The sequence below is a fragment of the Pedobacter sp. BG31 genome, assembly GCF_042464845.1.
In the GTDB taxonomy this organism is placed as follows: Bacteria; Bacteroidota; Bacteroidia; order Sphingobacteriales; family Sphingobacteriaceae; genus Pedobacter; species Pedobacter suwonensis.
The window spans coordinates 186,085-211,368 of the sequence record NZ_JBHNZK010000008.1; the positions used below are offsets into that span (position 1 = coordinate 186,085).

The following is a 25,284-nucleotide window of genomic DNA, read 5'->3' on the forward strand; positions in this document are numbered from 1 at the left end:
CATTTAACTTAATCATCCATTAGGTTTTACTTTTTAGGTAAGGGCAAACCGTCATTTCGCAGCTGGCAAAAAAAGCAAGATCAATTATTAAGATTTAGCACAGATAGATCTGCACTACGCTTGAAATAATAATTAAAGAAATGTTTCCTGAGGCTTAATGGACAATCTTAAACACCAGTTCTTTCAAGAGTTCTCCATCATCAACGTTGCCTGTGCTATCCAGTCCTTTGCTTTTTAAATCGTATTCGCGAAGTAAGCTGATTACCTGAAAAACTTTCCCTGTATTGTAATTTCTTGCTGCTACCTCATAATCTTTAATGAAAAACGGAGGCACACCCAAAGCTGATGCAGCATCGGCTTTATTGGGGATATAATGATATTTGAGGAGCTTGGTAAAATAACCACCTAAATTGGCCAAAACCATTACAGTTGGGTTTGCTTTAGGATTGCTGGAGAAGTAATTGATAATTTTATTACATTTTAACACATCGCGGATGGCCAGGGCTTTCTGTAATTCGAAAACGTTATATTCTTTACTAATGCCGATGTTTTTCTGAACCAGATCAGTATTGATAGTTACTTCCTTCGAAACATTGAGCATCAGCTTTTCGATCTCGTTGGCAATTTTGGAAAGATCTGTACCTAAATACTCAGCCATTAGCGCCGAGGCCTGCTGATCGATCTTATACCCCTTCTCTTTAACAAATTCTTCGATCCAGGGCACCAGCTTATAATCGCGAACCGGATCAGACTGAAAAATCAGTCCGCTTTTATTGATGGCTTTGTAGATTTTTTTACGCTTATCGAAATTGGCATATTTATAGGCCAGTACCAGAATGGTACTCGGTAGCGGTTTTTCGAAGTAGTTGAGTACAAATTCACCCTCTTTTGAACTGTCTTCCTTACCCCACTTTAAATCCTGCGCTTCTTTAACAATCACCACCTGGTAATCAGACATCATGGGATAACGCTTGGCAGCCCCCAAAACCGTTGCCATATCGGTATCTTTACCATACAAAACCGTTTGGTTGAAGCCTTTTTCGGCATCGTTCAGCAGCTTATCCTCAATATAATCCGTTATTTGATCGATATAGTAAGATTCTTCACCATGCAACAAATACACAGGTTTGAACTTTCGGGCTTTGATATCTTTAATAATTTCGGCAGCAGTCATGGCCTGTAAAATTACAATTTAGGTTTAAGGATTTGGTAAATGTTTATAAATTAAGAGATGTGAGAGGATAGATGTGAGATTTGAGACACGAGATTTGAGACTTCATTGCATAGCACAAAATTAATTAACTTTGGGGTCACTGAGTTATAATGGATCAGGATACTGCAAAATATATTGTGAATTATTTTTCTAATCTTCTCTCTAAAGAAGAGAGGTTAGCAATTCGGCATACCCATTCTGTAATTAAGCTGGGATTAGATTCGGGCCAAGTAAATAACCGGAAGGTCATTAATGTATATAAAAAAGCTGGCTGGCTAAGCGAAGATGAGAATATCTTAGTGTTGTTGCAAGATGGATACGATTCATTCGAACTCACTGTTGCGAAAAGAATTTTACTACAACATCCAGAGGTAGTATCCTTAAATAAATGTCCCAATTGCGGTAAACTTGCAAGGACACCATTAGCTAAACAATGTAGATTTTGTTCACATAACTGGCATTAAACATCAAAAAGTGCTAATAGATTAATAATGAAATATACGCACTAAAATAGCCCAAAAATTGTTCTTTTATTACCTGAAAACTGCCAACTGAAAACTGCCCACTGAAAACTGAAAACTGCCAACTGAAATGTTCACTCCTACTCCGCTTAACCTGCCGCCATACCCATTTAAAATCACCAAAAAAGATGGTGTGGTATTTATTTTCGATGAGTTGAGGAAGAAACACCTGGTGCTTACACCCGAGGAATGGGTGCGTCAGCATTTTATTCAAAGTTTGATCCTGGAAAAGAAATTCCCACGTACTTTGATCCAGATTGAAGGTGGTTTGGTACTAAATCAACTGCAAAAACGAAGTGATATTTTAGTCTACAATACTGCCGGCGAAAAACTGATGCTGATTGAATGTAAGGCACCAAAAGTAAAAATTACACCATCGGTTTTTGATCAGGCTTCACGATACAATTCGATTCACCAGGCCAAATGGATTGTGTTAACCAATGGTCTGCAGCATGTTTACGCCAAAATGGATCTGGAGAAAGGCAGCTTTAACTTTGTAGAAGAAATGCCGGATTATTTGAAGTTGTAGTTCAAATTGTTAAAAACTGGAGAATAAAATCCGTCATTCCCAGCCTGTCTGGGAATCGTAATGCCCTCGCTGGGTTCAATGGTTGGATTTGCGACATTATAACTTTATCTTGCTTTAAGATTCACTTTTTCAAGAGAATGACGATTCTACCTAAAAAAATCCGTCATTCCCAGCCTGACTGGGAATCGTAATGCCCTGGCTGGGTTCAAATGGTTGGATCTATGACACTATAACTTTATTTCGCATTAAGATTCCCTTTTTCAAGGGAATGACGATTCTACCTAAAGAAAATCCGTCATTCTCAGCCTGTCTGGGAATCGTAATGCCTGGTTGGGTTCCAATGGTTGGATTTACGACATTATAACTTATCTTGCTTTAAGATTCCCTTTTTCAAGGGAATGACGATTCTACCTAAAGAAAATCCGTCATTCCCAGCTGACCGGGAATCGTAATGCTGTAGCTAAATCTGTAAATAAGATTCTTCCTAATCACGTGCTCTATTTTTTCACAGATCACTTTAAACATTCCTTTTCGTGCTTCGCGAATACAATTGATTATGGTAAAAGTATTTTTATTATAGGGAGCGCAGGGTTAATGCAAAACACTAAATTTCTTCCCGTTTTCCGCTATACGCTTCGCCGCCTCGTACCTCGTTGCTGCAGGGTATTGCTGCAACCGGGGCTATATGGCAAAAATAGTATTCATTTTTTAAGCTGGAGTATGCAAAAAACCTTTGTTCCTAAACCCGATCCGATGGCTATCGGATGCAATGGAAAGCCCGGAGCGTAGCGAGGACTTGTATTGGAAAGCGGGGCTGCAGACCGCCAAGAACTACTGCATGCTCATTTCCAAATACCAAACAAGAAACAAACCAGGAATACTCCACACGATGCGCTCACCTGATTGGCAGAATTTAACTTTTTGTGTTCCCATACCTGATAAAAAAATTAAACGCTTTTACCACATCACTTTTTGCTGTTTAAATTATATTCTTCAATGCGCCGATTGTTGAATTAATAAATAAAACACCAACAGGAGAAAAAAATAAATGTACATATAACGTTTATTATGTTAAATATTTTACTTTTACTTTTAGAATCTTCCAGATATAAAACCGTATGAAATTAAATTACCCAATAAAAAGTATCTTCTCTGCATGTATAGCTTACGCTGCCATCGGAGCTGGATACACTACAACAGCGCAGGCACAAACTGCAAAAGTAATTAAAGTTAAAACAGACCAGCCTATTGCTAAAGTGCAACCTAATATGTGGGGTGTGTTTTTTGAGGATATTAACTTTGGTGCCGACGGTGGTATTTATGCCGAACTGATTAAAAACCGCTCTTTCGAGTTTACAAAACCGCTGATGGGCTGGAGCATCCAGCGTAAAAATCCAAAGGAAGGAGAAATATTGGTGGTAAACCGCAAAGAGGTAAATACAGCCAACCCCAGATATTTACAGGTAAAAAAACAAACTGACGATTTTGAACTTATAAACGAGGGATTTAAAGGTATCGGCGTTAAAAAAGGATTGCGCTATGATTTTTCATTGATGTACCGCCAGTTAACTCCGGGGGTTAAACTGGTATTGATGTTAAAAGATGCGAACAATAAAATCATCGGGCAAGGCACTTTGACTCCTGATCAAACAGGAAACGACTGGAAAAAACAATCAGCAAGTTTTATCGCTACTGAAACAGATCCTAAAGCTAAATTTTCCATTCTGTTTCAGGGAAATGGAAATATTGACGTGGATATGATCAGTCTTTTCCCAGGCGATACCTGGAAAAACCGTCCGCAGGGATTAAGAGCAGATATGGTGCAGTTATTGGCCGATATGAAACCTGGTTTTATCCGTTTTCCGGGCGGCTGTATTGTAGAAGGCACCGACCTGGCAAACCGTTACCAGTGGAAAAAAACCATTGGCCCGATTGAAAACAGACAGCTGATTATCAACCGCTGGAATACTGAGTTTCCTTACCGTGCCGCACCAGATTATTTTCAAAGTTTTGGCTTAGGCTTTTTTGAGTATTTCCAACTGGCTGAAGATATCGGCTCAGACGCCCTGCCGATATTAAATTGCGGTATGGCCTGCCAGTTCAACTCAGCTGAAGTTGCTTCGCTTGATGAACTGGATCCTTATGTACAGGATGCTTTAGACCTGATTGAATTTGCCAATGGCGATGTAACAACCAAATGGGGCAAAATGCGTGCTGATTTAGGTCATCCAAAACCGTTTAACCTAAAAATGATGGGTGTAGGAAATGAAAACTGGGGTCCGCAGTATTTAGAAAGACTTGCCATTTTCACCAAAGCCATCAAAGCAAAATACCCTGATTTTAAAATCATTAACAGTTCCGGAACGGATCCGGAAGGCGACCGTTTTAACCTGCTTAATACCACATTGAGAAATAATCATGCTGATTTTATAGATGAACATTATTACCGTCCGGCTGATTGGTTCTTAAAAAATGCAGGCCGGTATGACAATTACCCGCGCAACGGCTCGAAAGTTTTTGTGGGTGAATATGCGGTGCACGCCGATAGTAAAATTGAAGGCAGCAATAGAAATAATTGGGAAAGTGCATTGGCTTCGGCTTCGTTAATGACCGGCCTGGAACGTAATGCCGATGTGGTTCAGATGGCTTCATACGCACCACTTTTTGCAAATGTCGACGCCTGGCAATGGGCGCCGGATATGATCTGGGTAGATAATTTAAAATCGTATGGCACACCAGATTATTATGTTCAGAAACAGTTTTCTACCAACAAGGGAACGGATGTGGTTTCGATTACACTTGATAATAAAAACATTATTGGACAGGATGGACTTTACGCTTCTGCCGTAACCGATCAGGTAAAAAAAGAACTCATCATTAAAATTGCCAACAACGCTAATCAACCCCAGCAGATCGATTTCGACCTTGAAGGAAAATTGAAATTAAAAAGCAAGGGTACCAATGAGGAAATAGCAAACAGCAACCTTAAACAGGTTAACTCATTCGAAAATCCTGAAGCGGTAAGTCCGAAGAAAAGCACGATTAACCTAAAAGGCAAGAAATTAAATATTTCGTTAAAACCTTATTCTTTTAACGTCATCAAAATTCCATTTACCACATAGATTTAACGAGATCAACATGAAAAAATTTGTATTATCTGCGGCTTTATTCTGTAGTTCTATTTTAGCACAAGCCCAAAACGAAACCCAGCTCACCATTAAACCTGCAGGCGACCAAGTGGTGAGCAAACACATTTATGGCCATTTTTCAGAACATCTGGGCCGTTGTATTTACGATGGGTTTTGGGTAGATGAAAATTCGACCATTCCAAATAAAGGTAGAATAAGATTAGACATTGTAGAGGCATTAAAAAAAATAAAAGTTCCGAACCTGCGCTGGCCCGGTGGTTGTTTTGCTGATGAATACCACTGGAGAGATGGCATTGGCCCCAGAAACCAGCGCCCAAAAATGGTCAACACCAACTGGGGCGGTGTAACTGAAGACAATAGCTTTGGCACACACGAGTTTTTAGACCTTTGCCAGATGCTTGATTGTGAACCATATATTGCCGGGAATGTAGGCAGCGGAACCGTTGAAGAAATGGCTAAATGGGTTGAATACCTAAATTTTGACGGCGTAAGCCCGATGACCGCCATCCGCAGCCAAAATGGAAGAGAAAAACCATGGAAAGTTTCGTTTTGGGGGGTTGGTAACGAAAGCTGGGGATGTGGTGGCAACATGACACCGGCCTATTATTCTGATTTGTACCGTAGATATGCCACCTATGCACGTAATTATCCGGGCGCTCCGTTAAAAAGAATTGCCAGTGGCGCTAATGCGGGAGATTATAACTGGACTGAAACCTGTATGAAAAATATTGGCGACCAAATGTGGGGATTAACCTTGCATTATTATACGCTTCCAACCGGAAATTGGAACGCAAAAGGGTCTGCCACTAAGTTTGATGAAGCTCAATACTTTTCGACCATGAAAAATTGCCTGCACATGGAAGAACTGGTAAGCAAACACGCTGCAATAATGGATAAATACGATCCTAAAAAGAAAGTTGCCCTGGTGGTTGATGAATGGGGAATCTGGACTGATGTGGAGCCTGGAACCAATCCTGGTTTCCTGTATCAACAAAATAGTTTACGCGATGCTTTAATTGCAGGCACAACCTTAAATATCTTCAACAACCATTCTGATCGTGTTAAAATGGCTAATCTGGCCCAAACTGTGAATGTACTACAGGCTTTAATCTTAACCGAGAAAGATAAAATGATCCTCACCCCTACTTATCATGTTTTTGATCTTTACAAGGTACACCAGGATGCCAAATATTTACCAATTGCTTTTACCAGCCCCGATTATGTATTAGGAGACCAAAAAATACCAGCGCTGAATGTTTCTGCTTCGCAGGATGCCAGCGGTGCGATCCATATTTCATTGGTTAATTTAGATCCAAATAAAAAAATTGCAATCAGTACGGTTTTAGATGGTTTGAAATGGAACTCGGTTACCGGGCAGATTTTAACCTCTGCTAAACTTACTGACGTAAACACTTTTAACGATTTGAACAAAGTACACAACGCTAAATTTACAGGCGCCAAAAAATCGGGTAATTCATTAAAAGTAGAGTTACCGGCACAATCTGTTGTGGTTCTGGAATTGAAATAATTTTATAGGAAAGATAAAATTTTCTGACTGAAGTGAAGTTTTTGAACGGCTTGTGATCGTTGTTAAATAAATTAAAATTATGAAAAAAATAGGATGCCTTTTTGTATGGTTGTTATCAGCATGTTTAAATGCTGAAGCGCAATCTGCAAAAGGGCCATACCTTTTTGCTTATTTTAAAGATAATGGCCAGGATGGCTTGCACCTTGCCTATAGTAATGATGCCTACAAATGGAAGGCACTGAAGAATGATCAATCATTCTTAACTCCAACAGTAAGCCAAGATAAGCTGATGAGAGATCCTTGTATTATACGAGGCACCGATGGCCTATTTCATATGGTGTGGACGGTGAGCTGGAACGACAAAGGCATTGGTTATGCCAGTTCGAAAGACCTCATTAGCTGGAGCGCACAACAGTTTTTACCTGTAATGCGTAAAGAAGATGGTGCCAGCAATACCTGGGCTCCTGAAATCACCTACGATAGCGCTACCAAAACCTATATGATTTATTGGGCTACAACCATTAAAAATAAGTTTAATGAAACGGCCTCTACGGAGGAAAACGGATATAACCACAGAATTTATTACGTTACGACAAAAGATTTCAAAACTTATTCGGAAACCAGGTTGCTTTACGATCCGGGATTTAACGTAATTGATGCCACTATTGTAAAAGATGGTAAAAGGTTTATCATGTTTTTAAAAGACGAAACCCGCCAACCAGCTCAAAAAAACATTAAAATAGCGTATGCCGATCAGTTGACCGGTCCGTATAGCCAAGCAGGAAATCCAATTACCGGAAATTACTGGGCTGAAGGCCCAACCACCTTAAAAATCGGCAATAAGTGGTTGGTGTATTTCGATAAGTACGTCGACCATAAATATGGGGCGATAGAATCTGCAGATTTAAAAAACTGGACTGATGTTTCAGACCAAATCTCCCTGCCAAAAGGCTTAAGGCATGGCACCATATTAACCATTAAAGAAAAAGAACTGAAAGTCTTATTAAGGCAATAAAATAAGGCTAAAGCAGTATAAAATTTCTCCAACAAGATCCTGAACCATGTTCAGGAGGACGATTGAATTTAAATAGCGCTAGTGGTCTGTGAGGACACAAACCACGGAATAGTACATTCCATTAAATCAACATTCCTTTGTCTGTGTCTCACAGACCATTATGATAAATCTCCACCACGTACCATGCTGAACTTGCTTTACGGTGCAGCTTTCTGATTCGCTACAGCAGGGGATCTGTATCGTTGGTGCAATTCGCTCCAAAAACCTTCCTCATAGATCCTAAAAAAGTTAAAGAAAAGCCATCATTGCAATAACGATTATTGGAGGTAATTTATTCCTTTAAATCCTGTCACTCATATTTATTTTATATAAAAAATTAGTGCTCAGGATGAACAATCGCATTTGAAAATGCCAGTGGTCTGTGAGGACACAAAACATGAACAAGAATATCGTCCGACCGGAGCAATGCGAAGAGGAGAGATCTTTAGATCTGATCCGTGGTCTGTGAGGACACAGACCATGGAACAAGTTAAAGAAAAGCCATTACTGCAATAACGATTATTGGAGGTAATTTATTCCTTTAAATCCTGTCACTCATATTTATTTTATATAACAAATTAGTACTCAGGATGAACAATCGCATTTGAAAATGCCAGTGGTCTGTGAGAATACAGAACATGGAACAAGAATGTCGTCCGACCGGAGCAATGCGAAGTGGAGAGATCTTTGGATCAGACTATAAGAATTAGATTTAATCCGTGGTCTGTGAGGACACAGACCACGGGAGTGAAAATTTACTTCACCAACCTGACTTCATAAATATTGGCAATCGCTGATCCCTGATCGGCAACAAATTTCACTTCTAAGTCTGCTTTCAATAGTGCTTTTGGAATCTGATATTGCTGGGTGTAAAAAACAGTTCCCTTGCTTCCATCTAACTTCACATTTTCAATTTTAACTCCATTGATCAGAATAGCGAAGCTTTTATCCTTTTCTTTTCCAAAATAGGTTAAACTCAGCTTATTTCCAGATAAATCTTTGTTTTTAAGCATGTAACTAAACCATGCTTTCCCATTTCTAAAATGCCTTTCCTGGTAGGTTCCGTTATCCGTTTGTTCACCTTTAAAATTATGATCAGATTCTGGTTGTTGTTCACCAGGATTAACCAGATCAACTGTTTGCTGTTCAATCTTCATCTTTTCTTCTTCAGCCAGTTTAATCGCCTTTGCACGTTCCGGCAAAGCCTGTTCACTGCTGTAAGGAAAGTAAACTACATAACGCTTTTCGGCAAGGGTGTAAAAAGGAACCAATTTTAAGGATTTGTATCTGGGCTGATAGACCGCATTACGGGCACTAAAGGTTAAAGTTTTTTTATCGGTCAGTGTAATTTCATCGGCAAGCGTATTTTTCGGCCCGGTAACCAGGGGCGCATCACTAATCGGCAATAAAGCACCAGAGGCGATATGTCCCATCCGGCTACCATCAGCGGTTAAATTAGGTTGATTCAAAGTATCCATCTCTGCAGCAAGTACAATTGGTCCACGCAGAAAGGCAACCCAATCAGAACCATCAGGCATAAATTCTGTTGAGGTATGCATCGGCAAGGCTATATCAACTACATCGCCCGTACTCCAGGTGCGATCAATACTGGCATAACCATTTGCTTCACTTTTAGCCATTACCTTTTTTCCGTTTACCATTACAACCAATTTCCCTTGTCCTACCCAGGAAGGCTGACGGAAATGTAAGGCAAAACGTTGTTTTTGCTTTAGCTGAAGTTTGACCGTTGTTTTTTCTGCATCTGGAAAACGCGTTTGCTGTGTAAGCTGAATACCTTTTTCTTTCCAGTTTAGGGTTGAGGGGATAAAAAGATTCACAAATACGTCATTCGCACGGTGTGCATAAATCAGTTCCCCATATTTGCCATGGTTTTCCAATCCCGAACCTACACAGCACCAGAAACTTTCCTGCGGATTCGAATAGGTACGGTAATGCCCCGGACGCATCGGCGTAAAATATACAAAACCACCTTCCGGCCTTTGCGATGAAAGGATATGATTATACAGTGTACGTTCATAATAATCGAGATAGGTGTTTGATGGATCTGCAAGAAACAGTTGCTTGGTCAACTTCAACATGTTGTAAGAATTGCAGGTTTCAGGTCCCTCCCGCGATTCTGTCATCGAAGAAAAGTCATTTGCGGGATGAAAATGCTCTCTAACGCTATTTCCTCCGATAGCTACTGTTCTGTGATCGACTACTGTTTTCCAAAAGAAAGCAGCGGCATCAGCCCAGGCCGGATTTTTATCCAACAGCGCAATCTGCTCAAAACCAATCACTTTCGGGATCTGTGTATTGGCATGTAAGCCATTTAAGGCATCGGTATTTTTTAATAGTGGATTGAGAAGAGATTGATCTGAAAACCGTTTGGCCAATTGAAGATACCTTTTATCGCCTGTGATTGCATAAACATGGGCAAAAGCTTCATTTAATCCACCATGTTCGCTCTTTAATAATTCCTGTACCTGTTGATCGGACAAATTGGAAACCAGATCTACGCACCAATCTGTTAATTTGATCAGCATTTGCTTCGATTTTGCATTGCCGGCAACTGCATAGGCATCGTACAGGCCTGCATAAATTTTATGAATATTGTACAAGGGTACCCATTTTCCATTGAGCGAAAAACTGGATGATTTGATGTTACCGGCTTTAATCTCTTTCCAGATTTCTTTACCTCCGGGGATTCCGGCAAGATAACCATCACCATTTTGACGCTGGCATTTGTCCAACTCGGCAATCATATAATCTATCCGGTCCTTCACCTTTGCATCGCCGGTAGCAGCATACATTAACGAAAGGGCCGATAGGTAATGTCCGCCGATATGCCCGTCTAAACCTGTGTTTTCCCAATTACCATAGGATTCAGCTTTAGGTTTCAACCCTGCTTCTCTTAAATAGGGTGCCAGAAGCCGATCTGCATCCAGCGATAGTATATACTTTTTATCAGTTTCCTGTGCCTGTTTAAAAGGCCCATCAAGCAGGCGGACTTCCATTAAACTAAATGGCTGCAAGACAGTTTGCCCCAAAACAGTTCCGCATAAAGCGGATAACAAAACGGCGGTAATTATTTTTTTCATTTTTAAAAACTTCTTCATAACAAAGATGATTGATCATAGTTAGTAAATTCAGGTAGACCGTTAATAACCTTTGGCAATAAATAATGTGTTTTACGTGCCTTCTATTGATGATTAAACCCAGGATAAAAAACGGCCTGGTATAATTTCAATGCTCATAAAATTAAAGTTTTAGTAAACCATTGGCTAGTGGATTATACCGTCTAAAAGCAGCATTTATAAATTTGGTTAAAATAAACGTCCTAAAGACATTTATAAAGCGAAGATATAAAAAAGAATTGCCAATCAGGTCATGATTGAAACAAATCATTTAGCGCCAGTGGATTTTTTATCAATTTCAGAAACATTAAAAAAAACGTTTGAATGCCTTCCAACAGATTACCCCAGTGCATTTTGTTCATTTTTTATTTTTTCAATAAAAAAACCGTTACATTCCATAACTTAATAAGGAATTTTAAAATCAAACACTTTGCATCCAATACTCATCAGAAATAATGTAAAAATACTTGGCGAAGGCAGCCAGGTACTTCTGTTTGCTCATGGCTTCGGCTGTGCGCAAAATTCCTGGAAATATATTACAGATGCTTTCCTGGAAAATTACAAAGTGATCTTATTTGATTACGTAGGCTCTGGTGATTCGGACCTTAGCCAATACAACCAAAAAAAATATGCTACATTAGAAGGATATGCCTGTGATATAATTGATATCATACAGGCACTTGACCTCAAGAATATCATATTTATTGGACATTCAGTTAGCAGCATGATTGGCATGATTGCCGCCCTGCAGCTTCCGGATGTATTTAAAAAACTGGTTTTTATCGGACCATCACCAAGATATTTAAACGATGGTGATTATATCGGCGGATTTAACACCGGAGATATAGAAACCATTTTTACCCACATTGCCCAGGATTATGTAACCTGGAGTAAACAATTGGCGCCACGAGTGATGGGCAGCCTTTGTAAACCTGAACTATGTGATTTTTTACAGGAATGTTTTGAAGCCACTGAGCCAAGTGTGGCCCTTGCCTTTGCAATGGCGACCTTTAAAGCCGATTACAGAGACCAATTGAAAAAACTCGAAGTACCAAGCCTAACGCTGCAATGTACAGATGATGAAATAACCCCAATATCAGTTGGAGAATACATTCACAAAAATACGCCTGACAATTTCCTGGTTGTAATGAAAGCTACCGGGCATTTCCCACACATCAGTGCGCCCGACAAAACCATCAGGGAAATCAAAGATTTCATCGAAAATGCCGGTTCGAAATCAGCATCAGATCACCTCCATACTTCAGGAAATTTTGCTCACCAATAACCTATTTTTAGCTTAAAATGTAAACATTGAGCACAAAAATGCTTTTTCAACCGTCAATCGTCATAAAACAGCGCTGACCGAGCAACAATATTTTATTTCATGAAAAGTAAAGGAACAGTTAAATGTTAAGTTGATAACCATTAAAAACGCGCCATGTCATTTATGACTAACAAAGCCATAAAATAACCAAAAAGGCAGATAATTTTGAAAAAACTTATTTATGATATATATTAAGCGGTACAACCTGTGAAAGAAAGCTAAGACATGAAAAACGCATCCGTTATTGCATCACCTATTGGCCAGATTACCATTCTTGCCGATGATGAGTTTGTACACGCCATCACTTTTGCTGAAACAGATATTACAGGACTTACTGAAAATCCGCTCACACTAATAGTTGCTCAACAATTAGGTGATTATTTTGATGGCAGGTTACGGCAATTCAATTTTCCAATTAAACAAAATGGCACCGAATTTCAGCAGGAGGTTTGGCGGAATTTATTAACCATACCTTTTGGCGAAACCATTTCGTATGCTAAATTTTCTGCCCACCATCCATTAGCGATACGGACTATTGCTGCCGCAAACGGAAAAAACAATATCGCCATTATAGTGCCTTGCCATAGGGTTATTGGCAGTAATGGCAAGCTGGTGGGTTATGCCGGCGGTTTATGGCGTAAACAATGGTTACTGCAGCACGAACGCGAAATTGCCAAAAGAGGACAGACTGAATTAAAATTTTAATCCATATTTTTGAAGATGAATAGAGATCAAGCCGTGACACCAAAAAATTACCTTAAAGCGATCCGTTTAATTAATATCGAAGGCGACAAATGTGCTTTCGAAATTGGCAAAGTCCCTATCCGCCAGCACATCAATGCCAATTACTTTTTCGCCCAAACAGATGTATCTAGTTTAGAGCGAATCCCCCATCCTGCCCCGCGCCGTCAATATGTAATTACTTTAAAAGGGAAACTCCGTTTCACCGTGAGCAATGGCGAAACCTTTATCATTGAGCCGGGAATTATACTCATTGCCAATGATACCGCCGGAGAAGGGCATACCTGGGAAGTTGTGGATGGCGATGAATGGGAAAGAATTTATATTCCGCTGGAAGATAGTGTTGAGGATTATTTTATAGCTGACTACTAGTATTTAAATTTGATTTCTAATACGTACTTTGAAAATACTTTTTTAATTTTGAAAGATACCAAACGCTCAATGACCTATACCCCTGGATTACACATTTTAGCTGAATTTTCTTCTAAAAAAGCTGAACAACTTTGTTCTTATCAGTCTTGTAAAGCTGTTTTTAACCAGCTAATTAACCAAAAAAACCTAAAAAAAGTTGGCGAAGTTTACCATAACTTTCCCAATGGGGGTTTTACAGCCATTATCTGCCTAACAGAATCTCATTTATCCATCCATACCTGGCCAGAATTTAAACTGGCTACTTTCGACATTTTTTTATCTAATTACAAGAAAGACAATACCCAAAAAGTTAGAGAGATCTATGAAGCCGTACTTCACTTTTTTGAAGGCGAAGAGATACAGAAGACTGAAATTGTACGTTAATGAAAAAACCGGCTCAATCATTTTTCAAATTATCAGAAACAATTCCCTGCTCAGTATGCAAACAAAATATTGTTCTTTACGATTCAGCTAAGAGTGAGTACATAGCTTGTCCTTCATGTTATTCCTATTTACATATTGTTAACCGGGTAGAATGCAGGTTAAATAAAAAATTAAATCAGCCAGAAAAGGTTGTTGTATTGAAACTGGGTTCAACGGCAAACATACATGGTACTGACTTTCAGGTTATCGCCTATTTAGAAAAAAAGGAATCGAATACGATTTATGCCTGGAGGGAGTATATTTTAAACAGCCTTGAAAAGGGCTACGTTACTTTATCCGAATTTAACGGCCATTGGAATTTTATTGCAGGTAAGGAGTTTCTGACTGATTACAAACAGCCTACCAACTGCGGTCAAAATGTCAATTATAAAGATATTGAATACGAACTTTTTAACAAATACAGCCCCATAGTAACAGCTATGCTTGGCGAAGTGGATTGGGATGTTGTTAATGAGCGGGTCAAAGCTACCGAATATGTTGCGCCACCATTTATGATTGTAAAGGAGGTGATGAATAAACCTAAATACCATACTGATTACTACATTGGCGAATACCTTAGCAGCGATGAAATTGCTACCGCATTCAATCTTAATAAAAGTAGTCTTCCGGAACAGATTGGTATAGGCGCCAACCAGCCATCTCAAGCTTATGACCGATGGATATCCTCTTTAAAAGCAACTTGTATTGCCACAATTGTAGTCTTACTTTTGCATGTGCTCTTTGGTGTAGTAAAACCAGAAAAGGAATTAATAAATGATAATTTTTTAATTACATACGATGCCAAGGCGGGTGCCGATGCTTTCAAACCCTTCATCACACCTTCATTTGTTATGGAAGATGAATCATCAAATATTGAATTTGACATTGCTTCTGGTGTTGACAACAACTGGCTGGAAACGACCATTGTATTGGTCAATGAGGCTAATAACCAAACCTGGGAAGTAAGCAAGGGAATAGAATATTACCATGGCATAGAAGATGGCGAAAGCTGGCAGGAAGGCTCAACCGAAGAATCGATTCTTCTATCCGATATACCCAAAGGCAAGTACCACTTAAATGTATATCCGTCATCCGGGGATACATACCGAAATAACTTGTTTATCAGGGCAACCGCAAACGTAAGCATGCTGCGCAATACATTGATTACAATAATGATACTTTGCCTATTCCCGGCAATTTGCTGGTATCTGATGCGGAATTATGAAAAAAGAAGATGGGATAACAGTGATTTTTCACCTTTTGTAAAAGCAGATTAAATGGATTTAAAACCAATTAAATATTACCTCATTCTGCTACTCATTATTTTGGGTTTTTATGGCTATAGTGGCCTCCACGGGCATGCCTATTACCAAGACAAAGTAGAAAAAAACACCGAGTTCAATGGAAACCAAGGCCATGGCGGCCATGTAAACAGATTTTACCATAAATAAAAAATTATGAGCTTAAACGAATTAATCAACATCAAGTACATTATTGCATCTTTGGTTTACTCTATATTGGGTATTGTTGTTCTTTTTATCGCCTTTTGGGTTATCGAGAAAATTACGCCCGAAAACCTGTGGAAAGAAATTCTGGAAAAACAAAATTTAGCCTTAGCCATTGTTTTTGCAGCCTTTATTATTGCTATCGCGATTATTATAAGTTCAGCCATTCACAGCTAGCATGAACAAAAAGTTACCAGCACTTTTATTGATTTCAGTTTTTGTTGTAGCAACTTGTGGCTTAATTTACGAGTTAATAGCAGGCACACTGGCCAGCTACCTGCTTGGAGATTCGGTAACACAGTTTTCTACCATAATTGGAGTTTACCTATTTTCGATGGGTATAGGTTCCTGGGTTTCTAAATATTTTAACAAAAATATTCTTTCCTGGTTTATACAGATTGAAATTCTGGTTGGATTGGTCGGCGGTTTTAGTTCAACTGTTTTATTCCTGGTTTTCGAGAGCATTGCCTCCTTCAGGATTGTGCTATATGGCTTTGTAAGCTTAACCGGTATTCTTGTAGGTTTAGAAATCCCTTTACTGATGCGCATCCTCAAAGATCGGTATGAATTTAAAGACCTGGTCTCTAAAGTTTTTACTTTTGATTATATTGGTGCATTACTGGCTTCTTTAATTTTCCCATTGCTGCTCATTCCACATCTGGGCTTAGTAAAAACTGCCTATTTGTTTGGAATGCTCAATGTTGCTGTAGCATTGATTGTTTGCCTGAGCTTTAAAAGAGAGATTAAGGCTGCAAAATACCTGCAAGGCGGTTCTTTTATCAGTATGATCGCTTTACTTGCAGGTTTTATCTATGCCGACAAAATAACGAGTTTCTCAGAAAGTCAAACCTATAGCGATACCATTATTTATTCGAAAAGTACACCTTACCAACGCATTATCCTGACCAAAAAAAATAAGGTTATTAGGCTTTTCCTAAACGGAAACCTTCAGTTTAGCTCTGACGATGAATACCGCTATCATGAAGCTTTGGTACATCCCGGATTACAGGCATTACCTTTTGCAAAACAAGTTTTGGTAATGGGAGGTGGGGATGGACTGGCCGTTAGAGAGATTTTAAGATATCCAAATGTGGATTCTGTAACCCTTGTTGATTTGGATAAGGGAATGACACGCCTCTTTCAGTCGAACAAAATTTTGCTGGGACTCAATAAAAATGCACTTCTATCGCCAAAGGTTAAAGTGATTAATGCTGATGCATTTAGTTGGGTGAAAGCGCAACGCAAGAAGTTTGATTTTATCGTGATTGATTTTCCCGACCCATCTAATTATGCTGTTGGGAAACTCTACACCAATGCATTTTATAAACTGGTTAAAGGCATCCTTGCTCCAAAAGGCTTAATCGTAGTCCAGTCTACCTCGCCCTTCGTTGCGCCAAAGTCTTTTTGGACGGTAAACAAAACTTTGGAAAGTGTGGGTTTGAAAACCATCCCTTATCATAATTATGTGCCTTCATTTGGCGAATGGGGCTATATTATGGCTACAGAGCCCGATAATTTATATAAAAAGCCGCTACAATACTTGCCAGACCTAAGATTTATTTCCAAAGAAAGCTTAGATTTAATGCTCTATTTTCCGAAAGATATGGGCAAGGTAGAAACTGAAGTAAATAAGCTTAATAACCAGATTCTGGTTAAGTATTTTGAAGATGAGTGGGCAAATGTTTTATAAGGATGAGTTCTCGGCCTATCTGAAGCGTCGCTCTTTTTTATTGAGGATCGGATTAATTACGGGCGGCATTTTTCTAAATAGCTGCTACAAAAAAATCAGGTCGGCTAAATATAATATCCAGGGTGCTTTGCAGGGCCCTGACGCCAACGCAGGCCATCTGTTACGTGATAAGCTTAAACTACCTGTTGCAAAGAATACAAGAAAAGTAAAAACGCTGATTGTTGGCAGCGGTATTTCAGGACTATCGGCTGGAAGATGGCTAAAAAAGAATGGCGAAACTAATTTCGAAATTCTGGAGCTTGAAAAACACATCGGCGGCAACTCCTATTTCGGAAGCAACAAAATAGCTTCATATCCCTTAGGTGCACATTATATCACCATAGCCAATAACGACGATGCTTTGTTGATTGATTTTTTAAAGGAAATTGATGTGATTACGCATTTTGAGGGGCAGTTACCCTACTACAACGATTACTATATAACTTTTGATCCTGAAGAAAGGTTATTAATAAACGGCGCATGGCAGGAAGGTTTAATTCCGGATTTTGGTGTACCCGTTGCCGATAAAAAGGAAATCAGGCGTTTTTTAGCAGAAGTAGATCAGCTAAAAAACACCAGGGGTAACGATGGTAAATTTCTATTCAATATACCTTTAAATTCTTCTTCTACTGATGAAAACTACAGAAAACTGGATAAAATAACTTTTGAGGCCTATCTGAAAGAAAAGGGGTACCGTTCCAAATATCTGCTGTGGTATTTAAATTATGCCTGTAAAGATGATTATGGTCAAAAAATCAGTTATGTATCGGCTTGGGCCGGCCTACATTATTTTGCATCACGCAGAGGCATGGCAGCAAATGCAGCGCAAAATGCGATTTTAACATGGCCAGAAGGCAATGGCTGGATCATGAAAAAGCTTGCTGAACAGCTCAAAGCGCATATAAAAACCTCAAACCTGTGTTACGAATTAAAACCGATAAGCAATGGCAATACTTTAGTAACCGTATGGAATACGAAAACACAGCTTACCGAAAATATTGAGGTTGAAAAAATTATTTTATGTGCTCCGCAGTTTGTAAACAACCGCTTGCTGGAAAATTTTAACCGCAATATTGATTACAAAGCTTTTAATTATTCTCCATGGCTCATTGCAAATATTACTATCAATGAATTACCGGAATCGAAAGGAGTAAGCCTTTGCTGGGATAATGTGGCCTACAATACCCCATCTGTTGGCTACGTAAATGCTGCGCAACAACATTTAAATCTTTCAGAAGATAAAAAGGTAATTACCTATTATCTCCCACTCTGCGATTTTGAACCTGCAATTGCCCGTTTAGCCGCATATTCCAGAAATTACGAACAGTGGCTTGATATCGTTATTCCAGAACTGGAAGTGATACATCCGGGAATTACCGAAGCCATTGAGACTATCGATTTTTGGGTATGGGGGCATGGTATGATCACTCCTGCTAAAGATTTTATCTGGAGTAAAAATCTGGAAAAAGCAAAGTTGCCCATCGATAATAAAATTTTCTTTGCCCATAGCGATTTAAGTGGAGTTTCAATTTTTGAAGAAGCTTTTCATCAAGGCATCAACGCCGCAAAACAAGTAATAAATGCCACATCATAATCAAAATCAGCCATGGTTAAATTCGCGGGTTAACGATATTGTTTTCATCCTGTCACCTTCGTTTGCTTCTTTGCTGCTGGTGTTCCTTTTTCCATCACAATTTCAAAATACCGAAGGAATTCCTATAACCTATTGGGTATTTTTAATTGTTTTTATTGATGTTGCCCATGTCTACAGCACTTTGTACCGCACCTATTTTAACCCTGTTAATTTTAAAAAACAATATGCTTTACTCACTGCCATACCCCTATCCTGTTATATCGTAGGCGTAATAATTTACCGCTTTGATGGCCTATGGTTTTGGAGAATTCTGGCCTATCTGGCCGTTTATCATTTCATCAGGCAACAATACGGATTTATGCGTTTATATTCCCGCAATGAGAAGATTTCCCCTGTTGAGCGACTCATCGATAAAGTAGCCATTTATACCGCAACCTTGTACCCACTACTATTCTGGCATCTTAGCACGGCAAGACATTTCAATTGGTTTATAGAAGGTGACTTTTTTTCATTTAAAAATGATGCATTGCTAAAAGGTTCGGAGATTGTATATATGGCCATCATTGCAATCTACCTTGTTAAAGAGCTACTGACTACAATCAAGCGAAAATGGATGAATATCCCGCGAAATTTAATTGTAATCGGCACATTCCTGTCTTGGTATTTTGGTATTGTTTATTTTAATGGCGACATGGCCTTCACCACACTTAATGTAATTTCGCACGGTATTCCATACATGGCCTTGATCTGGTTTTTTGAAAAGATAAAAATAAACAAAACAACTATTAAATCTAAGATTATGACGCTCAGCTTTACGAAATGGGGAATATGTTACTTTCTGATCATTCTGATATCTTTGGCTTATTTGGAAGAGGGGTTGTGGGATGGACTAGTTTGGAGAGAACACCTGTCTGTATTTAAACCATTTTCTACTTTACCGCAAATTGGCAGTAGCGAACTGCTTTCCCTTATAGTTCCATTATTGGCATTACCACAGGCTACGCATTATGTGTTGGATGGTTTTATCTGGAAAGCGAAAAATAAGTTCTGACAATCTGTTTTCCGGGTGCTTTCGTAAATCAAAACAAACCCTGCTGAGATGAAAACAATCTGCTCCATACTCTTTATTCTTTTCGCCCTTTTACCTATAGAAAAAAATGTCCCTATAGCCAAATTAGACTTAAAAAAATATGCAGGAACATGGTATTCATTATATTCTATCCCTACGATTTTTGATAAAGGCAGCAGGGAGACTACTACAAATTATACCTTAAATAAAAATGGCTATTATAACGTTGTAACCACTTACAAAAAGCCCGGGGATGAAAAGGTTTATTCCAGAACATCGAAAATGTTCCCATCAGAAAACGGTAGTAAAGGAGCATTACAGGTGCAATTTATCTGGCCGATCAAGGTAGACTATTGGATTATCGAGCTTGCAGCTGATTATTCCTATGTGGTAGTAGGTCATCCCGATCATCGATTTTTATTCATCATGAGCCGTAATCCGGAAATGCCGAAGAAAACCCATGATGAAATTGTGGCCAGCTGCAAAGCTAAAGGATACGATGTGTCTAAATTAACATCGCAATTGCATTAAAAAACCTAAGCTGTTATTTTTTCTCCACGTTTAACACTGAAAAGCATCAATATAACACCGACTAAAAGTACAATCCATCCCCACTGGAAATGGACCACTTTGCCGATCAGTTTATTCGCAAAACCATATTTAGTATAATTATGAGCGGTAAAATAAACAGCAATAACGGCTAAAATATACCAGATAGCCATGATGAAACTCAAGAACCGGAATGCCCCAACTTTTCTGATAAGAAGGAATAACACCGAAATAGAGATGATGGCATATGTGATCAAAAATAAACGTGCATCAGATTGATATAAGTTCCAATTACCCTTGATTGGCACTTTCAACATTGGGCAGAAACCAGCAATAGCGCATAACAAAATGCCTAACCAAGCCATGAATTTATTTAATACTAACATAGTTTTAAGATGATTAACTTAATTTTAATAATTGAAAGGGTTACGAAATAAGGCAATGATTGATCACTAACTTGCATGGCAATTTTTCAATGACCAATGACCAATGACTAATGACTAATTTTAATGACCAATAACCAGCCTACTGTCCTTCAATAATACCCATCTTATCAGCAAAGTGGGCGCAATAGTCGCGCAAGTCTTCTACAATCAGCGTTTCGCCTGTTGCCTTCAAAAAACTATCGCCCATGGTTTGCAGGGTTTCATAAAAAAAACGCTTCATTTCATCTACAGGCATGTCTTTTGTCCAAAGATCTATTTTTAATGTATTTTTATAATTATGATCCCAAACGGATAAAAACAAAGCCTTTGCAGGCACTTTATCAGCATTTCCTGAATCTGTACTTTCCCAAAGTATGTTCTCCGGATTGTTCCCTTCATCTAACTCAACAGTTAGTTTTATTTCTGCTTTTTTCATATTTTCAAAATGGGTTTCACCGATAAACGGAATACACCAATTTACCGGTATTTTATTCGGGGCAAAGATGATGATTTTACCAAATACTTTGCTTTGATATTATACTAGTTTTTGTAATATTAACATCAATATTGCCGCAATAACGATGAATAACAGTTCTACCATCCAGATCCGCTTAATATCTTTTAAAGTAAAGCGAAAGATAAGATCTGTTACGAAAGTAACCAAAACCAGGCAACCCAGAATAAGCAAATAAAAGCCACTGAAGTTAATCTGCCCTGGTGCCGTACTTTTTTCAGAAAAAAGACCAGTAACCATTAAACCTAAGCCAATTGCACCAACAATGTTTAATGGCGTAACGCGAAGTTTAATCATTACTTTTTCTTATCAAAACGTTTACCCTTTTTAAAACTTTTAACTGCCTTACCCGCCTTTGCCTTAGCTTTATCCCTGGCCTTCTGTTCTATGGCTTTTGCGTTTTTCTTTTCATGGAAAGCTCCCTTAAAGTCAGGATCTTCTTTACGTTTCTGTAAATCAATCTCTTTTGCGATCTGCTGGCGCTCTTCATAGGAGGTTTCCTCTATAAAAACCCCCTGCGGGATGGCTGCAACCGGGATGGACTGGCGGATGAGCTTTTCAATTTTACGTACGTAGTATTTTTCGCCTTCAGTAGCAAAAGTTATGGCGTCGCCCTTGGCAAAAGCCCTGCCGGTACGGCCAATACGGTGTACATAATCCTCAATAATAATGGGTACATCAAAATTGATCACATGACTTACATCACTTACATCAATCCCCCTACTGGCTACATCTGTGGCTACCAGAAACCTCACATTTCCTTCTTTAAAGCTATTAATGGAATTGATTCTGGTATTTTGACCTTTATTGGCGTGGATTACACGAACATGATCAGCACCATATTTACGTTCAATAAAACTAAAAATATTATCTGCAACTGTTTTGGTTTTACAGAAAATGATTAAACGTGTAAATGCCTCATCATTCTTCAGTAAATGTTGCAATAAATTCAATTTCGTTTTAAAATTCGGAACATCATACAGGGTTTGGCTTACATTAGCTGCAGGAGTTGCCTGTTGTGCCGTTTCGACAACAGTTGGATTTTTCAGGAAATCGCCGGCAATTTTTTGAACCAAATCGCTCATGGTTGCCGAAAACAGTAAATTTTGGCGCTTTCGCGGTACAACTTCCAAAATGCGATGTATTGAGCCAATAAAGCCCATATCCATCATTTTATCGGCCTCATCCAGCACCAGAAATTTTAAGCTTTGCGTATTGATATCGCCGGCCAGGTATAACTCGAGGAAACGGCCGGGTGTAGCGATCAGAATATCGACACCTTTTGCCAATTGTTCTTTTTGTGTTTTAGGGCCAATACCACCAAAAATTACTAATGAACGCAGATCGGTATAAGTAGAAAACAGTTTTACCTGTTCTTCAATCTGCATAGCCAGTTCGCGGGTTGGCGATAGGATCAAAGCACGTATATTTTCGCCCTGCGCATATTTAAGCTGCATTAAAATCGGCAGTACGAACGCAGCAGTTTTTCCGGTTCCGGTTTCGGCAATACCAAAAATATCCTGACCGGACAATATGGGTGCAATTGCTTTTTCCTGTATCGGCGTTGCAACGGTGTAACCCGCATCGGCCACAGCATTTAAAATCTGCCTGTTTAACTTAAATTCTTCGAACGGTTTCGCCATAGCGTACAAAGATAGTGATTAAGGTTGAGGGTTTGAAGGTGTAAGGCAGAAGGTTTAAATCAAAGCTGACTGAAAGCGCATATCTAAAGGATACAAAGGTTAGTTTATTAACCGTGTTGACATATAAACCTGTCCTAATTTTTCAAATCCCCTATCTAACTTCTCAAATCTATTTTTACCTTTGAAACCATGAATACTTACCTGATAAAAGCTGCCACCATTGTAAATGAAGGACAAAAAATTGTAGCCGATGTTTTAATTAAAGATGGATTGATCGATAAAATCGGACAGAATCTTGCTGCACCTGGTGCACAGGAAATTAATGCCGAAGGTCAGTATCTTTTACCAGGTATGATTGATGATCAGGTGCATTTCCGCGAGCCTGGACTTACGCACAAAGCCGATATTTTTACCGAAAGCATGGCTGCTGTTGCCGGAGGGATTACCTCTTTTATGGAGATGCCCAACACCGTACCCAATACCTTAACGCAGGAATTGCTTGCAGATAAATATGACATTGCCGCGCAAACTTCTCTGGCCAATTATTCTTTTTACATGGGCGCGAGTAACGATAATATTGAGGAGGTTTTAAAAACCGATCCGAAAAATGTTTGCGGAATTAAGGTTTTCATGGGTTCATCTACCGGGAATATGCTGGTTGATAATGAAAAAACATTAGAAAACATCTTTAGCAAAGCACCGATATTGGTGGCAACACACTGTGAGGATGAGGCAACTATCCGTCATAACTTAGCGGAGTATAACGCTAAGTACGGTGATGACTTGACCATTGAGATGCACCCGTTGATCCGTAGTGCAGAAGCCTGCTATAAATCGTCTTCGCTGGCAGTAGAGCTGGCTAAACGCTACCAAACCCGTTTACACATCCTTCATATTTCGACCGCTAAAGAAATTGCGTTATTCGACAATACCATTCCGCTAAAAGATAAAAAAATTACCGCCGAAGCCTGCGTACACCACCTTTGGTTTAATGATAAAGATTATGCTTCAAAAGGAAATTTCATCAAATGGAATCCTGCAGTAAAAACCGAAGATGATCAAAAAGGAGTTTTAGCTGGTGTTTTGAATGATCACATCGATGTTATTGCTACTGATCATGCTCCACACACCTTGGCTGAAAAGCAACAGGCTTATGCTCAGGCCCCTTCGGGTGGCCCGTTGGTACAACATGCTTTACCGGCTTTATTGGAAATGCATTTACAGGGTAAGATCTCTTTAGAAAAAATTGTCGAAAAAACGGCGCACAGCCTGGCCATCTGCTTTGATATCGAAAAGCGGGGCTTTATACGTGAAGGTTACTGGGCTGATTTGGTGCTGGTTGACCTGAATGATCCCTGGAAAGCAACCAAACTGAATAATTTCTACAAATGCGGCTGGAGTCCTTTTGATGGCGATACTTTTAAAGCCAGTATTACGCACACTTTTGTATCTGGTAACCTCGCTTATGTTAAAGGCAAATTCACTACCGACCAGATTGGCAAGCGATTAACATTTACCAGATAGATTTGTTATATTTGTTTAGATTAACAAATTTGCAATGACGGATGCACAGTTATTTTCTGAAATTTCAGCCCTTCCTGCTAACATGAAGCAGGAGGTGATAAACTTTGTTGCGAGCTTGAAAGGGAAAAATAAAAAAAATAATTCGATAGCTATTGCTGAGGAACCTACTGTAAAATATGGCATAAAATTTTCAGATTTACTTCTAAATGGACCTGTTTTTTCTGATGCGCAAATTCAAAAGATCGAAGAAACAAGAAAATCATTAAATGAATGGCGAACCAAGTAATAATGGTTGACACATCTATTTTAATTGACTATTTCAGAAAAAAGGATAAATCAAAAACAAGATTATATGTTTTGTCTCAGCAATCAATAATCTTATGCATTTCTAGCATAACTGAATTTGAAATTTACACAGGTGCAAAAGGTGAGCAAATAAATTTCTGGAAAGCCATGTTATCAAACTTTATTGTATTCCCATTCAATAGCGAAACCGCTTTGGTGGCTGTAGAAATACAAAACAAACTCAAAAGACATCGCAAAAGCATTGATAAAGCAGACCTGTTTATTGCAGCTACCGCTATTGCCCATGATGTACATTTCGATACGCTTAACTATAAGCACTTTGAAAATATTGAAGACTTAAAGATGACTAAGAGTGGGACCACTAACTAAAGAAGTCTTAATTTATTTCTCCCATAA

General features: G+C 38.9%; 25 protein-coding genes. 19 read left to right on the forward strand and 6 right to left on the reverse strand.

What is annotated here, in order from left to right:
* Positions 1-154 precede the first annotated feature (154 nt).
* Positions 155-1,174 (reverse strand): DNA polymerase III subunit delta, encoded by a 1,020-nt coding sequence (holA, locus tag ACFE6N_RS12210; RefSeq protein WP_378936794.1) that lies wholly within the window; start codon positions 1,172-1,174, stop codon positions 155-157.
* Positions 1,175-1,323: 149 nt separating this feature from the next.
* Between holA and ACFE6N_RS12215 the strand changes: the two genes are divergently transcribed.
* The 5 genes from ACFE6N_RS12215 to ACFE6N_RS12235 all read left to right on the forward strand — a co-directional run bounded on the left by ACFE6N_RS12215 (position 1,324) and on the right by ACFE6N_RS12235 (position 7,955).
* Positions 1,324-1,677 (forward strand): hypothetical protein, encoded by a 354-nt coding sequence (locus tag ACFE6N_RS12215; RefSeq protein ID WP_134203931.1) that lies wholly within the window; start codon positions 1,324-1,326, stop codon positions 1,675-1,677.
* Between the two features lie 127 nt (positions 1,678-1,804).
* Positions 1,805-2,263: a type I restriction enzyme HsdR N-terminal domain-containing protein gene (locus ACFE6N_RS12220; protein ID WP_378936796.1), complete on the forward strand. Its 459-nt coding sequence runs from the start codon at positions 1,805-1,807 to the stop codon at positions 2,261-2,263.
* A 1,118-nt stretch (positions 2,264-3,381) separates the two neighbouring features.
* Positions 3,382-5,385, forward strand: coding sequence for an alpha-L-arabinofuranosidase C-terminal domain-containing protein (locus tag ACFE6N_RS12225; protein ID WP_378936799.1), 2,004 nt, complete (start codon positions 3,382-3,384; stop codon positions 5,383-5,385).
* A gap of 16 nt (positions 5,386-5,401) precedes the next feature.
* Positions 5,402-6,940 (forward strand): alpha-N-arabinofuranosidase, encoded by a 1,539-nt coding sequence (locus tag ACFE6N_RS12230; protein WP_378936801.1) that lies wholly within the window; start codon positions 5,402-5,404, stop codon positions 6,938-6,940.
* A gap of 79 nt (positions 6,941-7,019) precedes the next feature.
* Positions 7,020-7,955, forward strand: coding sequence for a glycoside hydrolase family 43 protein (locus ACFE6N_RS12235; RefSeq protein WP_378936802.1), 936 nt, complete (start codon positions 7,020-7,022; stop codon positions 7,953-7,955).
* Between the two features lie 794 nt (positions 7,956-8,749).
* Here the strand turns inward: ACFE6N_RS12235 and ACFE6N_RS12240 are convergent.
* Complete coding sequence (locus tag ACFE6N_RS12240; RefSeq protein ID WP_378936804.1) at positions 8,750-11,095, reverse strand: beta-L-arabinofuranosidase domain-containing protein; 2,346 nt, start codon at positions 11,093-11,095, stop codon at positions 8,750-8,752.
* 466 nt (positions 11,096-11,561) lie between these two features.
* Between ACFE6N_RS12240 and ACFE6N_RS12245 the strand changes: the two genes are divergently transcribed.
* From ACFE6N_RS12245 to ACFE6N_RS12295, 11 genes are all read left to right on the forward strand, one after another.
* On the forward strand, positions 11,562-12,416 hold the full coding sequence (locus tag ACFE6N_RS12245) for an alpha/beta fold hydrolase (RefSeq protein WP_378936806.1): 855 nt from the start codon (positions 11,562-11,564) through the stop codon (positions 12,414-12,416).
* 264 nt (positions 12,417-12,680) lie between these two features.
* Positions 12,681-13,160, forward strand: a complete 480-nt coding sequence (locus ACFE6N_RS12250; protein WP_378936808.1) for a methylated-DNA--[protein]-cysteine S-methyltransferase — start codon at positions 12,681-12,683, stop codon at positions 13,158-13,160.
* A gap of 15 nt (positions 13,161-13,175) precedes the next feature.
* Complete coding sequence (locus tag ACFE6N_RS12255; RefSeq protein WP_378936810.1) at positions 13,176-13,568, forward strand: hypothetical protein; 393 nt, start codon at positions 13,176-13,178, stop codon at positions 13,566-13,568.
* A gap of 48 nt (positions 13,569-13,616) precedes the next feature.
* The gene (locus ACFE6N_RS12260; protein ID WP_378936812.1) at positions 13,617-13,991 is read left to right on the forward strand and encodes an S-adenosylmethionine decarboxylase family protein; all 375 of its coding nucleotides are present in this window, start codon (positions 13,617-13,619) and stop codon (positions 13,989-13,991) included.
* Positions 13,991-15,307 (forward strand): DUF4178 domain-containing protein, encoded by a 1,317-nt coding sequence (locus ACFE6N_RS12265; protein ID WP_378936814.1) that lies wholly within the window; start codon positions 13,991-13,993, stop codon positions 15,305-15,307. Before ACFE6N_RS12260 ends, ACFE6N_RS12265 begins: the two co-directional genes overlap by 1 nt.
* Complete coding sequence (locus ACFE6N_RS12270; protein ID WP_378936816.1) at positions 15,308-15,481, forward strand: hypothetical protein; 174 nt, start codon at positions 15,308-15,310, stop codon at positions 15,479-15,481. It abuts the gene before it with no gap.
* Between the two features lie 6 nt (positions 15,482-15,487).
* On the forward strand, positions 15,488-15,712 hold the full coding sequence (locus tag ACFE6N_RS12275; protein ID WP_145856052.1) for a DUF350 domain-containing protein: 225 nt from the start codon (positions 15,488-15,490) through the stop codon (positions 15,710-15,712).
* A gap of 1 nt (position 15,713) precedes the next feature.
* Positions 15,714-17,225, forward strand: a complete 1,512-nt coding sequence (locus ACFE6N_RS12280; RefSeq protein WP_378936818.1) for a polyamine aminopropyltransferase — start codon at positions 15,714-15,716, stop codon at positions 17,223-17,225.
* Complete coding sequence (locus ACFE6N_RS12285; RefSeq protein ID WP_378936820.1) at positions 17,203-18,858, forward strand: NAD(P)-binding protein; 1,656 nt, start codon at positions 17,203-17,205, stop codon at positions 18,856-18,858. The genes ACFE6N_RS12280 and ACFE6N_RS12285 overlap by 23 nt, the downstream gene beginning before the upstream one ends.
* On the forward strand, positions 18,845-19,909 hold the full coding sequence (locus tag ACFE6N_RS12290) for a hypothetical protein (RefSeq protein WP_378936822.1): 1,065 nt from the start codon (positions 18,845-18,847) through the stop codon (positions 19,907-19,909). Before ACFE6N_RS12285 ends, ACFE6N_RS12290 begins: the two co-directional genes overlap by 14 nt.
* A gap of 48 nt (positions 19,910-19,957) precedes the next feature.
* Positions 19,958-20,458, forward strand: a complete 501-nt coding sequence (locus ACFE6N_RS12295) for a lipocalin family protein (protein WP_378936824.1) — start codon at positions 19,958-19,960, stop codon at positions 20,456-20,458.
* A gap of 5 nt (positions 20,459-20,463) precedes the next feature.
* On the opposite strand, the gene ACFE6N_RS12300 is transcribed toward ACFE6N_RS12295, so the two are convergent.
* The 4 genes from ACFE6N_RS12300 to ACFE6N_RS12315 all read right to left on the reverse strand — a co-directional run bounded on the left by ACFE6N_RS12300 (position 20,464) and on the right by ACFE6N_RS12315 (position 23,058).
* Complete coding sequence (locus ACFE6N_RS12300) at positions 20,464-20,862, reverse strand: hypothetical protein (RefSeq protein ID WP_378936826.1); 399 nt, start codon at positions 20,860-20,862, stop codon at positions 20,464-20,466.
* A gap of 139 nt (positions 20,863-21,001) precedes the next feature.
* On the reverse strand, positions 21,002-21,337 hold the full coding sequence (gldC, locus tag ACFE6N_RS12305) for a gliding motility protein GldC (RefSeq protein ID WP_090987907.1): 336 nt from the start codon (positions 21,335-21,337) through the stop codon (positions 21,002-21,004).
* A gap of 99 nt (positions 21,338-21,436) precedes the next feature.
* Positions 21,437-21,712, reverse strand: coding sequence for a hypothetical protein (locus ACFE6N_RS12310; protein WP_378936828.1), 276 nt, complete (start codon positions 21,710-21,712; stop codon positions 21,437-21,439).
* Entirely contained in the window at positions 21,712-23,058 is a 1,347-nt protein-coding gene (locus ACFE6N_RS12315) for a DEAD/DEAH box helicase (RefSeq protein WP_378936830.1), read from the reverse strand. The genes ACFE6N_RS12310 and ACFE6N_RS12315 overlap by 1 nt, the downstream gene beginning before the upstream one ends.
* A 189-nt stretch (positions 23,059-23,247) precedes the next feature.
* Here ACFE6N_RS12315 and ACFE6N_RS12320 point away from each other — a divergent pair, with 189 nt between their 5' ends.
* The 3 genes from ACFE6N_RS12320 to ACFE6N_RS12330 are packed head-to-tail and all read left to right on the forward strand — an operon-like array spanning position 23,248 to position 25,257.
* Positions 23,248-24,582 carry a dihydroorotase gene (locus ACFE6N_RS12320; RefSeq protein ID WP_378936832.1) on the forward strand — a complete coding sequence of 445 codons (1,335 nt, stop codon included), beginning with the start codon at positions 23,248-23,250 and terminating at the stop codon, positions 24,580-24,582.
* A gap of 34 nt (positions 24,583-24,616) precedes the next feature.
* Positions 24,617-24,868 (forward strand): hypothetical protein, encoded by a 252-nt coding sequence (locus tag ACFE6N_RS12325; RefSeq protein ID WP_378936834.1) that lies wholly within the window; start codon positions 24,617-24,619, stop codon positions 24,866-24,868.
* Positions 24,853-25,257 carry a type II toxin-antitoxin system VapC family toxin gene (locus tag ACFE6N_RS12330; protein ID WP_378936836.1) on the forward strand — a complete coding sequence of 135 codons (405 nt, stop codon included), beginning with the start codon at positions 24,853-24,855 and terminating at the stop codon, positions 25,255-25,257. Before ACFE6N_RS12325 ends, ACFE6N_RS12330 begins: the two co-directional genes overlap by 16 nt.
* Positions 25,258-25,284: the final 27 nt, after the last annotated feature.

Coding starts and splice junctions, on each gene's coding strand:
- holA (WP_378936794.1), bottom strand. CDS start 1,174: ATGACTGCTGCCGAAATTATTAAAGATATCAAAGCCCGAAAGTTCAAA.
- ACFE6N_RS12215 (WP_134203931.1), top strand. CDS start 1,324: ATGGATCAGGATACTGCAAAATATATTGTGAATTATTTTTCTAATCTT.
- ACFE6N_RS12220 (WP_378936796.1), top strand. CDS start 1,805: ATGTTCACTCCTACTCCGCTTAACCTGCCGCCATACCCATTTAAAATC.
- ACFE6N_RS12225 (WP_378936799.1), top strand. CDS start 3,382: ATGAAATTAAATTACCCAATAAAAAGTATCTTCTCTGCATGTATAGCT.
- ACFE6N_RS12230 (WP_378936801.1), top strand. CDS start 5,402: ATGAAAAAATTTGTATTATCTGCGGCTTTATTCTGTAGTTCTATTTTA.
- ACFE6N_RS12235 (WP_378936802.1), top strand. CDS start 7,020: ATGAAAAAAATAGGATGCCTTTTTGTATGGTTGTTATCAGCATGTTTA.
- ACFE6N_RS12240 (WP_378936804.1), bottom strand. CDS start 11,095: ATGAAAAAAATAATTACCGCCGTTTTGTTATCCGCTTTATGCGGAACT.
- ACFE6N_RS12250 (WP_378936808.1), top strand. CDS start 12,681: ATGAAAAACGCATCCGTTATTGCATCACCTATTGGCCAGATTACCATT.
- ACFE6N_RS12255 (WP_378936810.1), top strand. CDS start 13,176: ATGAATAGAGATCAAGCCGTGACACCAAAAAATTACCTTAAAGCGATC.
- ACFE6N_RS12265 (WP_378936814.1), top strand. CDS start 13,991: ATGAAAAAACCGGCTCAATCATTTTTCAAATTATCAGAAACAATTCCC.
- ACFE6N_RS12270 (WP_378936816.1), top strand. CDS start 15,308: ATGGATTTAAAACCAATTAAATATTACCTCATTCTGCTACTCATTATT.
- ACFE6N_RS12275 (WP_145856052.1), top strand. CDS start 15,488: ATGAGCTTAAACGAATTAATCAACATCAAGTACATTATTGCATCTTTG.
- ACFE6N_RS12280 (WP_378936818.1), top strand. CDS start 15,714: ATGAACAAAAAGTTACCAGCACTTTTATTGATTTCAGTTTTTGTTGTA.
- ACFE6N_RS12285 (WP_378936820.1), top strand. CDS start 17,203: ATGAGTGGGCAAATGTTTTATAAGGATGAGTTCTCGGCCTATCTGAAG.
- ACFE6N_RS12290 (WP_378936822.1), top strand. CDS start 18,845: ATGCCACATCATAATCAAAATCAGCCATGGTTAAATTCGCGGGTTAAC.
- ACFE6N_RS12295 (WP_378936824.1), top strand. CDS start 19,958: ATGAAAACAATCTGCTCCATACTCTTTATTCTTTTCGCCCTTTTACCT.
- ACFE6N_RS12300 (WP_378936826.1), bottom strand. CDS start 20,862: ATGTTAGTATTAAATAAATTCATGGCTTGGTTAGGCATTTTGTTATGC.
- gldC (WP_090987907.1), bottom strand. CDS start 21,337: ATGAAAAAAGCAGAAATAAAACTAACTGTTGAGTTAGATGAAGGGAAC.
- ACFE6N_RS12310 (WP_378936828.1), bottom strand. CDS start 21,712: ATGATTAAACTTCGCGTTACGCCATTAAACATTGTTGGTGCAATTGGC.
- ACFE6N_RS12315 (WP_378936830.1), bottom strand. CDS start 23,058: ATGGCGAAACCGTTCGAAGAATTTAAGTTAAACAGGCAGATTTTAAAT.
- ACFE6N_RS12320 (WP_378936832.1), top strand. CDS start 23,248: ATGAATACTTACCTGATAAAAGCTGCCACCATTGTAAATGAAGGACAA.
- ACFE6N_RS12325 (WP_378936834.1), top strand. CDS start 24,617: ATGACGGATGCACAGTTATTTTCTGAAATTTCAGCCCTTCCTGCTAAC.
- ACFE6N_RS12330 (WP_378936836.1), top strand. CDS start 24,853: ATGGCGAACCAAGTAATAATGGTTGACACATCTATTTTAATTGACTAT.